This window comes from Terrabacter sp. NPDC000476, from assembly GCF_040300125.1.
GTDB lineage: Bacteria > Actinomycetota > Actinomycetes > Actinomycetales > Dermatophilaceae > Terrabacter.
Genome location: NZ_JBEPDF010000006.1, coordinates 1 through 11676, shown reverse-complemented (window position 1 = coordinate 11676; position 11676 = coordinate 1). Strand labels below are relative to the sequence as shown.

The window sequence follows — 11676 nt, the reverse complement described above, 5'->3', positions numbered from 1 at the left end:
GTCGGGGGTCTCCCGCCCGCGGCCGGGGGGCGGGCGGGCGGCGTCCCGCGGCCCGCCGCGCGGCGCGGGGGGCTTCTGCGGGGCGCGCCCCCCCCTCGCCGTGGTCGAGGCGCGCGTCGACGCTCTCGAGCGCGCGGCCGGGCAGCAGCGCGCCACCTGATCCCGCGCGGCCCCGGGTCCGGGGCGTGTCCACCCCGGCGCCCGAGGCACTAGCGTCTTCAGGGTGAGCAACGACAGCAGCGCCAGCGACACCACCCCCGCCGCCCCGGGCAGCGACGACCCGGCACCCGACCGCACGAGCTTCGCCGACCTCGGCCTCGACGACAAGGTGCTCAAGGCCCTGCGAGACGTCGGCTACGAGCACCCGTCCCCGATCCAGGCCGCGACGATCCCCGCCCTGCTCGACGGTCGTCACGTCGTCGGCCTCGCCCAGACCGGCACTGGCAAGACGGCGGCCTTCGCGCTGCCGATCCTCAGCCGGCTCGACCTGCGGCAGAAGAAGCCGCAGGCGCTCGTGCTCGCACCCACCCGTGAGCTCGCCCTGCAGGTCTGCGAGGCGTTCGAGCGGTATGCCGCCCACCTCAAGGGCGTGCACGTGCTCCCCGTCTACGGCGGGCAGGCGTACGGCGTGCAGCTGAGCGCCCTGCGTCGCGGCGTGCACATCGTCGTCGGCACCCCGGGCCGCATCATGGACCACCTCGAGAAGGGCACCCTCGACCTCAGCGAGCTGCGCTTCCTCGTGCTCGACGAGGCCGACGAGATGCTCAAGATGGGCTTCGCCGAGGACGTCGAGACGATCCTGGCGGACACCCCGGACGACAAGCACGTCGCCCTCTTCTCGGCGACGATGCCCTCCCAGATCCGCCGGATCTCGAAGAAGTACCTCCACGACCCCGTCGAGATCACCGTGAAGTCGACGACCTCGACGGCCCCGAACATCACGCAGCGCTACCTCACCGTCAGCTACCCGCAGAAGGTCGACGCCCTCACCCGCATCCTCGAGGTCGAGAACTTCGAGGGCATGATCGTCTTCGTCCGCACGAAGAACGAGACGGAGACGCTGGCGGAGAAGCTGCGCGCCCGGGGTTTCTCGGCCATGGCGATCAACGGCGACATCGCCCAGAACCAGCGCGAGCGCACGGTCGACCAGCTGAAGTCCGGCAAGCTCGACATCCTCGTCGCGACCGACGTGGCCGCCCGGGGCCTCGACGTCGACCGCATCAGCCACGTCGTCAACTACGACATCCCCACCGACACCGAGTCCTACGTCCACCGCATCGGGCGCACCGGCCGAGCCGGTCGCAGCGGCGACGCGATCTCGTTCGTCACGCCCCGCGAACGCCACCTGCTCAAGGCCATCGAGAAGGCGACGCGGCAGTCGCTCGTGCCGATGAGCATGCCGAGCGTCGAGGACATCAACGCCACCCGCCTGACACGCTTCGACGACGCCATCACCGAGGCCCTCTCCACCGACAAGGTCGACTTCTTCCGCGACGTCATCGCGCACTACGTCGGCGAGCACAACGTGCCCGAGGCCGACGTCGCGGCGGCCCTGGCGGTCGTGCTCCAGGGTGACGAGCCGATGCTGCTCGATCCTGAACCGGCCCGCCCCGCAAGGACGTTCGACGACCGTGGCCCGCGCGACCGCCGCGAATCCCGACGCGACGACCACGGCTCGCGCACTGGTCGTGGTGACCGCAACGACCGCGGCGACCGCGGCCCGCGCCGGGGCGCGTCCGGTCCCATGGCCACCTACCGGATCGCCGTCGGGCGCCGCCACCGGGTCGAGCCGCGCCAGATCGTCGGCGCGCTCGCCAACGAGGGCGGCCTCGGCCGGTCGGACTTCGGCCACATCGACATCCGGACCGACCACTCGCTCGTCGAGCTCCCCGCGACCCTGCCACCGGGCACGTGGGACAAGCTGCGGACGACCCGCATCTCCGGTCAGCTCATCGAGCTGAGCGAGGACCGCAATCGTGGTGCGGGCGGACCCTCACGGGGGCCCCGCGACAAGCGACCGCGCGACTGACGTCGACGCCCGGCGGTCCGGCGCGCGTCGAGGCGGCAGGTGAGGCCGACGTCCGGGCGTCAGCGGCTCCGGGTCACGCTCGTCGTCCAGCTCCCCGTCGTCAGGCCCTCCGGGAACGTGACGCCGAGGATCTGCACGAGTCGGGGCAGCACGACGATCGGGGCCACCGTCCGGTGCGCCCGGTAGTCGGCGGTGACGGCGGCCGGCACGGAGCCGAGGCTCTCGTTGCCGTAGCGCAGGACCGTCTCGCCGTAGGGGCCCTGGTGGTAGAGCACCGGTCCGCCCGACGCCGGCACCTCCGTGGGGACCGTCTCCGCCACGGACGAGACGGTGTGCTCGTCCGGCCCCGGCACGGAGAAGGACGCGGTGACCGGTGACCCGCCGGGCGCCGTCACCGTCGCCGCGAGCGCCGGCACGTAGCGGGCGGGCAGCCCGAGGCCACGCCACCGGGCGGCGAGCCCGGGGTCGTCCGTCGCGACGGACGTGAGGTAGAAGGCGCCGTCGACGGCCGCGCCGTCCCGCGAGGCGAGGGCCACCGCACCGATCGAGACCTGGGTACGCCGGTCGCGGCGGTCGTCGTCACCCCGCCGGTCGCCGTCGTCCTCGCCGTGTCCGCCGTGACCACCGTGGCGCCGGTCGACCGAGATCTCGTCGCAGACGTAGTCCCACATCTGGAAGCGCGACGCCTCGAGCGGCACCGTCGTGACCGACGGGACGTAGCGGGCGGGCACGAGCGCGCGGGCGCCGGCCACCGTGACGGCCCGTGGAACCGCCACCTCGACGCACCCCGACTCGTGGGTCGTCAGCGACCCCCGCCCCGACTCGCCGCCGGGGTGCGGTCCCGACGCCGGGGCGCCCCCGCCGTCACCCGCCGCCAGCGCCGGTGCCGCACCACCCCCCGAGGCGATGAGCAGGGCCGCGGCCACGAGTCGTCCCGTCCTACGGTGCATGTCCGATCCTCCGCCGTCCCGTGACCCATCCGCCTGCCGACGGACCACCGCCGGCCGGCGGGACGGCCCACGACCCGCTGCCGTCCGTGCCATTCTGGGAGGGCAACGCACGACGGTCGAGTGCCTCTTGCGCCACCTTGACGCAGCCGCACCGACCCATCCGTCGGCAGGGGACGGCGGGCGCTCCGCCCGCCGGTGAAGGAGTGGTCGTGGCAGCACGGCGGTCGGAGGCAGCGGCGTCGGTCGCCCGCGACCTCGCCGTCGCGGCCTCCCGCGCCGAACCCCTCGAGCCGCTCCTGCCCGCCGTCGTCGACGTGCTCCGAGCCGATGCCGGGATCGGTCTCACCCGCATCGCCCGGGCGGCTGACGGGTCCGGCCGCGTCGAGGTGTCGGTGTCGGTCAGCGGCACTCCCCCGCCTCCCGAGGAGGTGGGCCGGCGGGCGGTCGAGGTGGCCGCCCGTCACCCGGGGTTGCTCACCCTCTCGGCGGCGCACGCGACCCGGGTGAGCGACCTCGTGCACCTGCCCGACTTCTGGTGCACCGAGGTCTACGAGCGCATGCACGGGCACGCCGACGGCCGCTACCCGATGGCGGCCCTGCTGCACGGCTCCCCGGACGAGCTCATCTTCCTCGGGTTGCACCGGTCGCGACGGGACTTCGACGACGACGACGTGCGGCTCCTCGAGCAGCTGCAGCGTCCCCTCGTGGCCGCGCTGGCCTTCCGGTCCGCCCTCGACGCGACGACCGCGCTGCTGTGTGGGGAGCACCTGCGCGCGACGCCGCACGGCCCACCGCTGCTGGCGCGGCCCGCGCCGCCGCCCTCACCCGAGGAGGACTACCGGCCGACAGCCCGCGAGGCCGAGGTGCTCACCCTCGCGGCGGCCGGGTGGACGAACCACCGCATCGCACGCCGGCTCGGCATCAGCGAACGGACCGTGCGCAAGCACCTGGGGTCCGTCTACGAGCGCTCGGGGCAGCACGGCCGGGCTGCGGCCTCTGCGTGGTGGGGGCGGCGGCACGAGACCCGCTCGGACCCGTAGCGGTATCACCGGCGGTCGCTCGGACCTCTTCGACACGAGCCACCCCCGAGCAGCGGGAGCGGCCCTGATCGAAGTGGGTGCACCATGACCGTGACCAAGCTCGCGACCGGCATCGCCGGAGGGACCGCGGTCTGCGGCCTGCCCGACGGGACGTTCGTCGTCGCCTCGGGACCGGGCCTGCTCACCCGGTACGACGGCGCCGGAACGGTGGTCGGGTCGACCTCGGTCGGCGCCGTCGTCAGCGGCCTGGCCGCGCACCCCGCCGGCAACGGCGTCCTCGCGGCCTGCGCGGCCTCGGGCGTGTGGAAGGTGACGTTCGGGCCGACACCGGTGACGCGGAACCTGCTCTCGCTCAGGGGCGCCCGGGCCCTGGTCGTCGACGTCGCGACGGCGTCCCTGCTCGTCGTCACGACCCGGAGGGGCGGCGCCCTCTGCCGCGTCCCCGTCAGCGGGACCGGCACCGGCCCCGTGCAGGTCGTCGCCACCGGGCTCGGCAAGGTGGCCGCGATCGCCCGCCGGATGGGTGACCCCGCCGCCTGGGTGCTGCGCGGCGGCGCGGAAGCCGAGCTCACGGCATACGAACTCGGCACGGGGCGCGCGGGCGACGTCATCGGGGGCCTCGGCTCGGCGCGCGACGTCGCGTGGACCGCCGTCGCCGGCGGGCAGCTCGGCGTCGCCGACGCCTTGGGGCGGATCCTGCTCGTCGACGTGCGCCGGCCGGCCGACCCGCCGACGGTGCTCGAGGACGGCCTGCCCCGCGTCTGGTCGATCGACCTGTCGACCAGCACCGGCCCCGGCGGAGGGGGAGCCCTCGTCGCCGGCATCGGCGACGCGCTCACGCTCGTCGACCTGCCCCCGGCGCCGGGCGTGCAGCTCGAGGTGCCGGCGGAGCCGCTCTACCTCTCCGGCTGGGCGCGGGTCGGCGTCGCGCTGACGGGCGGACTCGGCCTCGACGACCTCGTCTTCCGCGTCGAGCCGCCCGAGGGCGGGCTCGTGTCGCAGTCACGGGACGCGACCTTCGCGCACCGGCCCTCCGTCGTGCTCGCGGCGAGCGCCGTGGTCGGCTCCTACAAGCTCGTGGCGCACGACGCGACGACGGGCGACGAGCTCGCCGCCGAGCCCTTCGAGATCACCGACGTCTGGGACGGCGTCGACGGCCCGCCCGTCAGCCACGTCGGTGCGGTCGGGGTCGACTCCCCCGACCCGGCCTGGGGCGGTGGCGACCCCTTCCAGCCGCAGAACCTCGGTGTCACCCCGGCCCTCGGGACGAAGAACGTGGGCGTCGTCATCCTCGAGACGACCGACACCGCAGCGCTGTCGACGACCGACCAGGGCACGTTGCGCACCGAGTGGCGCGACGAGGTCTTCGACGGCGTCCTGCGTGGCGGCGTCGTCGAGTCGACCCGCGCGTACTGGCGCGACGTGTCGGAGGGTCGCCTCGACCTCGCGGACGCGGGCGTCGTCGGCCCCCTCCGCCTGGCGAACGGGTGGGGTTCGTACGCGACCTCCGTCAACGCCACCACCGGCAAGACCGACGGCTGGGAGGCGTTCGCGCGAGCCGCGATCGCCGACCTGCGCACCCGGAACGAGGCGGCCGCCGCCGCCGGCGACCCGCCCGTGCTCGACCTGCTGAGCGTCGACTCCATCATCCTCGTCGTGCGCTCCGTGCCTGCGGCGGGCGCGAGCCCCGGGCGCTTCGTGTGGCCGAGCGCGACGCGCCCGGGCGGCTACCAGCTCTCGTTCGAGGTCGCCCGCCAGACCTTCACGGTCCCGGTGGCGTTCGGCTCCATCGAGGTGACGGTGCCGATCAACCGGACGATCCAGATGTTCGCCATGCCGGACGACTGGGAGGCCCGGGACTCCAGCGGACGGGTGCGCGGCGAGACCGCCTCGCACGAGCTCGGGCACAACCTCGGGCTTCCCGACGAGTACGCCCGATCGAGCCACCCCCAGTGGGCCAAGGACCGAGACCTCGCCCGGTCGACGTCCGCCGGGGCGAGCTGGTCGCTCATGTCGTGGGAGGAGCAGTTTCCGCAGACGACGGTGGTGGAGAAGATGCAGCTCGGCTGGGTCGACGCCCCGCACGTGCGCAACCTCAGCTTCGCGACGCTCGGACCCGTCGACGAGGAGATCGTGCTGCACGCATCGGACCTCGGCCCCCCGCCGGCGGGCCGCTTCTCGGCGGCCGAGATCCGCATCGCCGACGGACTCAACTACTACTTCGAGTACCGCCGCGAGCTGCCCTCCACGACGAGCGACCAGGACGTGCCCGCCGACCGCACCGTGGTCGGGGTCGACTGCCGCTCCGGCTCCGAGCCCGCCGACCGGCGCAACATCCTGCGCATCAAGGACGACGCGGACCACGATGCGGGCGAGTTCCAGGCGGGTGACGACTACCGGGAGCAGGACACCTCGGATCCCGGCTACCCCAACGACTTCCGCATGTCGGTGGTGAGCACCGACGCCGACTCGGCCCGGATCCGCATCCAGTACGGCGACTCCAAGCCCGACCCGCAGATCAGGCCGTGGGCGCCGAGCACGAACTGGAAGAGCCCGGACCTGCGCGTGACCAACGCCCGCAACCTCGCCGACGGCCGGTTCGCCGACATCCCCTGGGAGGGCCACGACAACCGGATCGTCGCCACGGTGCGCAACCCGGGACTGCTCAACGCGCGCAACGTGCGGGTCGACTTCTTCGTCAAGGACTTCACCCTCGGCGGGGGCGCCGAGACGGCGTTGGGCAGCGACACCCACGACGTGCCCACGGGCGCGACCGTCGAGTTCACCTCGAGCGTCGCGTGGGTGCCGCCGCCGCTGTCGGCCGTGCCGTTCCTGCACGTCCACCCGCACTACTGCGTCGTCGCCCGGATCGCCGAGTACCACGACCCGGTCGACCCGACGATCCGCGAGATCACGCGCGACAACAACGAGGCGCAGTCCAACCACACGCAGCTCATCTCGGTGAGCGCGTCGCCCTCGAGCCGCGAGATCGGCTTCGTCAAGGTCACCAACCCGCTGCCCCAGGCGGCCGACTGTCGCGTGCAGGTGCGCCAGACGAGCGAGTTCGCCCGCACCTACGTGGAGCACGCGTGGGTGCACCTGCAGGCCGGCGAGGAACGCGACGTCATGTTCCTCACGGAGTCGCTGATCGGCGACCCCACCTGGGGCACGCGGACGCGCGAGCGCCGCGACCGGATCTACAAGGAGCCCAACAGCGTTCGCCTGACGGGCATCGCCGACGACCACGAGACCTGCGAGGGCGTCGTCACCGGGGGCGCGCACGTGCTCGTGCGCTCCGCCCGCGCGACCCGCTGGGTGCGCTTCGGCAGGGACGGCGGTCTCGCATTCGGCCGCATCGAGGCCGTCGACGACGGAAGTGGTTGCGACGGAACAGTGCTCGTCACGGTGTGGCCCGAGGAGGCGCCGGAGAAGGGGGTCGTGCGGCAGGGCCAGGCCGTCGGCGGTGACGTCCGGGTCGAGCTGGGAGACCTCGACGACTCCTGGCTCGTGCAGGGCCACTACCTCGGCTCGTTCGACCGCTCACCCTCCGACAGCGAGGTCCTGGACCCGCGCGCCTGACACCCGGGCCGGATGCGGTGGGCCCCCTCCGCCCGAGGGCGCACACCGCATCCGGCCGCGTCCCACCAGGCGAGAGGAGCAGGGACCGAGCCGTGTGACACCGGCCACAGCACGAGCACGACAGGGCGGGGAATGACCGTCGACTCGTGATAGTTGGTTGAATCGTGAAGCAACTTCGGATCGTCGTCTCCAGCACCCGCCCCGGCCGCATCGGGCCCAAGGTCGCCCAGTGGGTGGCCGACCAGGCCTCCACCGAGGAGTGGGAGGTCGAGCTGCTCGACCTGTCGTCACTGCCGTTCTTCGACGAGGAGGACATGCCGCGCAACGGCAACTACGCCAAGCCGCACACCAAGGAGTGGGCGTCGCAGGTCTTCGGCTCCGACGCCATCGTCGTCGTGACGCCGCAGTACAACCGGAGCTTCCCCGCGCCGATCAAGAACGCCATCGACTACCTCTTCGCGGAGTGGGACGCCAAGCCCGTCGCGCTCGTCGGCTACGGCTGGACGGGCGCCACCGACGCGACGGCCGACCTCGCCAAGGTGCTCGGCCACGTCAAGGCCGACGTCGTCGGGTCCACCGGCCTCGTCTTCACCCAGGACGTCAGCCCCGAGGGTCTGATCGAGATCACCGACGAGCGCCGCGTCGAGCTCGACGGCCTGCTCCGCGACCTCGCCGCGCGCGTCGACGCCCCGGTCGGCGCCACGGCCTGAGCGGAGGCCCTCGTCACCGACCTCGGGAGGTCGTGGCCGCAGGTGATGGGGCATCCGGACCGGACCGACACGGCGTCAGGACGTCGACGAGGCCGGCGCGCCCCTGCCTGCAGAAGCCGGTGCGGACGACAACGTCGGCGTCATCGGGCCCCCGCGGGACGAACGGCGCGAACGCCTGCGACGCGGCTGTCGGGAAGCGGGCGAGCAGGAGCACGTCCGCCCCGGCGACGTCGCGGGCCAGCGCCCGCCCCACCTCGGGCGTCACGCCGACCGGCATCTCGAGGTAGTAGCCGTCGGTGCGGAGCTCGGGCAGGAGCAGGTAGAGCAGGACCGGCGTGATCGAGGGCCTGGCCATCTCCTCCGCGCCGACGAACACCGCCGAACCAGGGGCCGCGGCGGCGAGGGCTGCCCTCCGTGCATCGTCGACGAGGCGGGCGTCCGAGGCCATCAGGACCACGCTTCGGTCGCCCACGGTGTAGGTCGTCGCCGGCCCGCGCGGATGGAGCGCAGGAGCCTGGGCCACGAGCACGACGAGGCACCCGAAGAGCGTGCTCCGGGCGGTGGTCACGAGCACGCGGGATCCGTCCACGAGGTCCTCGATCGCCACGAGCGCCAACGGCAGGGGAACGGCGAGGACGAACGCGAGGTGGTCGAGGTCCGTGCGTTGGAGCAGCTGCGGCACGGTCACGAGCGCGAGCACGACGAATGACCACCGGTCGGCGCGACGTGCTCGCACCGCGGCCACGAGCAGCACCAGGACGACGCCGCCGGACAGGGCGAGGAGCGCGACGGTCGCCGAGCTCGGCGCGAGTCGCGCGTCGACGAGCCCGCGCTGCAGGACGACGTTGTCCACGGCCTGCCAGCCGACACCGCCGTAGTAGAGCACCGACGGGGCTAGCCCGAAGGCGGCACCGACGAGCAGTCGGCGATGCCGTACCCAGCTGATTGCCAGGGGCGCCGCGGCCGCGTAGGCGGGCAGGATCATCTTGGGCCGGAACAGCGCCGCGAGGCCGAGCACGGCTCCCGCCGCGAGCACCGCGTCGCGCCGCAGGAGGACGAGACCCCAGACGATGCAGGCCAGCCCGGCCACCCAGGCGTAGGCGACGAGACCGAGCGGGGTCAGCACGACGACGCACGCGACCCCGCCACGACCGCCGCGCGTCGCCCCCGGTCGAGCACCAGGCCCAGGACCCCACCGACGAGGATCGCCTGGAGCAGCAGTCCGACGAGGCGCTCCGCGACCAGCGTCGGACCGAGCAGGAGGAACGCGCCCGCGGTCAGACCGTAGACGCCCGGTCCGTAGACGGTGTAGACGTCGCGGTGCGGCAGGCGACCGTCGAGCAGCTGCTGGGCGTAGACGAGGATGATCGCCTCGTCCTGGGTCTCGAGCGGCAGGCCCACCATCGGCAGGCGCGCGACGACCAGGACGAGCAGGACGAGCACGACGACCCACCCGGCATTGGTCTGCCACCCACCCGTCTGCCGCGGCACCGTCCAGGTGCCGGGGCGAGTCACCGGAGCGCGTGCAGCGGAGCGCACGGGCGCTGCGGTGGCGTCCGCCACGAGATCCTCCATCGTCGGGAACGGCTCGACCGAGCATGCCCCAGCAGACGCGCTGGCGATGGACAAATCACTCAAACTGGGCGGTTTTCTGCCGCCGTCAGCAGGTGAAGGTCTGCGACCACTCCGCGCCGGTCCACGTGCCCGCGTTCGCGACGATCGACAGTTTCCACGTCCCCGACTTCGGGGTCGTCGTCGGCGTCATCGTCAGCCGCGACGGGCTGGTGACCGTGCGCACGACGTTGCTCGCGTTGGGCGGGGGGTCGAGGACCAGCGTGTAGGAGTCGGCTCCCGCGACGGGCTCCCACCCGGTCAGGCTGACGCCACCGCGCGGCAGCGGGGCGTTGTTCGCGTTCGACGGGCAGGTGAAGGTGCCGTAGGCGTCGGCGCTCGCCTTGAGCGTGAGCGTGGAGACGCGCAGGCTGCCGGATGCCTTGGCACCGAATGCCGCCCATGCCGCCGACGGCGCCCCGTAGGCGACGAGGACGAGCACCACGGCCGCAAGGACGCGTCGGGTGAAGCGCATGGTCACACCCCCACCCGTCGCTGCGAGGCAGCGACGGTGCGGCCGTCCCCGGCCCGCACCGCGTCGGCGGGCCCCGCGGACGCGTCGGACGCGTCGGACGCGTCGGACGCGTCGGACGCGTCGGACGCGTCGGACGCAGCGTGCCGCAGCGCCTTCGCGGTGGGCGCCGTCGCGCGCAGCAGCGACCGCAGGGCCCGGCGGGCGCGACGCGGGCGGCCCGACTCCATGGCCTCGGTCACGGCGTGCGTCCTGGCGGCGACCCGTGCGGCGCCGACGGTGGCCGACGTCACCTCGAGGCTCAGGCCCGCCTCGACCGCGCCCTCGACGTCCTCGCGCAGCACCGCGTGCTCGATGCGCTCGACCCGAGCCCCGATGAGCTCGGTGTACGTGCGGGCGAAGGCATGGGCGGCGTGCACGCTGCCCAGCTCCTCGACGAGCTCGTCGAGCGCCTCGTCGTCGAGCACCGGGACGGGCGACCAGATGCGGCGCAGGGCCACGACGAGCAGCAGCGAGAGCGCACCCCAGAAGACGTAGGTCTGCACGAAGGGCTGGCGCAGGGCCCGGGTCACCGTGCCGGCGTGCGGGACGACGGCCCGCGTCTGCCACACGGTGTCGCCCTCGAGGGTGGCGACCCAGGGGTCTGCCTTGGCGTTGGCGTCACCCTTGGTGACGATGGCGAGCCGGCCGGCGGCGTCCTTGGTGACGCGCACGATGCGGTGCGTCTCGACGCGGTGGTCCTCGACCGGGATGTAGTAGCTGATGACGTCGCCGACCTCGACGTCCGTGGCCGGCTTCGGGGTGCTGACGATGACGTCGCCCGGATTGATGCCGGGTGACATCGAGCCGGTGAGCATCGTGGCGGTGCGGTAGCCGAGCAGGTGCGGACCCAGCGCGACGACGAGGAACGACAGGCCGGCCACGACGAGCAGCAGGCGGGTGACGAGCAGCCAGCCGAACCGCAGCACCCGGGCTGCCGGGTTGCGCCGCGCCCGAGCGCCCACGACCTCACGGCGCGCGACCGGCTGGTCGGGCAGCGGGGTCATGGCGGTGGCGGTGCGCATCGGTGCTCCTCGGTTCCGCGGGGACGCCTGCCGACGTCAGGTCGGCGTCGGCAGGGCGTCTGTCGGGCGTCGGTGGGGTGGGTCAGCGGTTGGTGGCGGCGCGCTGGGTGCCGGTGAAGTCGAGGGCGATGACGCTGGACTGGCCCTGGAAGGAGTTGTCGGCGGCGTCGGGGAAGGTGAGCTTGACGCGCAGGTTGTCGCTCCGGCCGCTGGTGGTCGAG

9 protein-coding genes are annotated in these 11676 nt (G+C 73.5%); 4 read left to right on the top strand and 5 right to left on the bottom strand.

Annotated features, from left to right (window positions below; translation table 11 throughout):
- Nucleotides 1-223 precede the first annotated feature (223 nt).
- Complete coding sequence (locus tag ABT295_RS20890; protein WP_352396336.1) at nucleotides 224-2029, top strand: DEAD/DEAH box helicase; 1806 nt, start codon at nucleotides 224-226, stop codon at nucleotides 2027-2029.
- Between the two features lie 59 nt (nucleotides 2030-2088).
- On the opposite strand, the gene ABT295_RS20885 is transcribed toward ABT295_RS20890, so the two are convergent.
- Nucleotides 2089-2979 carry a hypothetical protein gene (locus ABT295_RS20885; protein ID WP_352396335.1) on the bottom strand — a complete coding sequence of 297 codons (891 nt, stop codon included), beginning with the start codon at nucleotides 2977-2979 and terminating at the stop codon, nucleotides 2089-2091.
- 209 nt (nucleotides 2980-3188) lie between these two features.
- Here ABT295_RS20885 and ABT295_RS20880 point away from each other — a divergent pair, with 209 nt between their 5' ends.
- The 3 genes from ABT295_RS20880 (at nucleotide 3189) to ABT295_RS20870 (ending at nucleotide 8308) form a co-directional block, all read left to right on the top strand.
- Nucleotides 3189-4019, top strand: coding sequence for a helix-turn-helix transcriptional regulator (locus ABT295_RS20880; protein ID WP_352396334.1), 831 nt, complete (start codon nucleotides 3189-3191; stop codon nucleotides 4017-4019).
- Nucleotides 4020-4103: 84 nt separating this feature from the next.
- Nucleotides 4104-7598: a hypothetical protein gene (locus ABT295_RS20875; RefSeq protein ID WP_352396333.1), complete on the top strand. Its 3495-nt coding sequence runs from the start codon at nucleotides 4104-4106 to the stop codon at nucleotides 7596-7598.
- Between the two features lie 164 nt (nucleotides 7599-7762).
- Nucleotides 7763-8308 (top strand): NADPH-dependent FMN reductase, encoded by a 546-nt coding sequence (locus tag ABT295_RS20870; protein WP_352396332.1) that lies wholly within the window; start codon nucleotides 7763-7765, stop codon nucleotides 8306-8308.
- Between the two features lie 13 nt (nucleotides 8309-8321).
- On the opposite strand, the gene ABT295_RS20865 is transcribed toward ABT295_RS20870, so the two are convergent.
- The 4 genes from ABT295_RS20865 to ABT295_RS20850 form a co-directional block, all read right to left on the bottom strand.
- Nucleotides 8322-9434, bottom strand: coding sequence for a hypothetical protein (locus ABT295_RS20865; protein WP_352396331.1), 1113 nt, complete (start codon nucleotides 9432-9434; stop codon nucleotides 8322-8324).
- Nucleotides 9428-9871 (bottom strand): hypothetical protein, encoded by a 444-nt coding sequence (locus tag ABT295_RS20860; protein ID WP_352396330.1) that lies wholly within the window; start codon nucleotides 9869-9871, stop codon nucleotides 9428-9430. Before ABT295_RS20860 ends, ABT295_RS20865 begins: the two co-directional genes overlap by 7 nt.
- Nucleotides 9872-9968: 97 nt before the next feature.
- Nucleotides 9969-10394 carry a hypothetical protein gene (locus ABT295_RS20855; RefSeq protein ID WP_352396329.1) on the bottom strand — a complete coding sequence of 142 codons (426 nt, stop codon included), beginning with the start codon at nucleotides 10392-10394 and terminating at the stop codon, nucleotides 9969-9971.
- Nucleotides 10395-10396: 2 nt separating this feature from the next.
- Entirely contained in the window at nucleotides 10397-11455 is a 1059-nt protein-coding gene (locus ABT295_RS20850; RefSeq protein ID WP_352396328.1) for a signal peptidase I, read from the bottom strand.
- Nucleotides 11456-11676 lie beyond the last annotated feature (221 nt).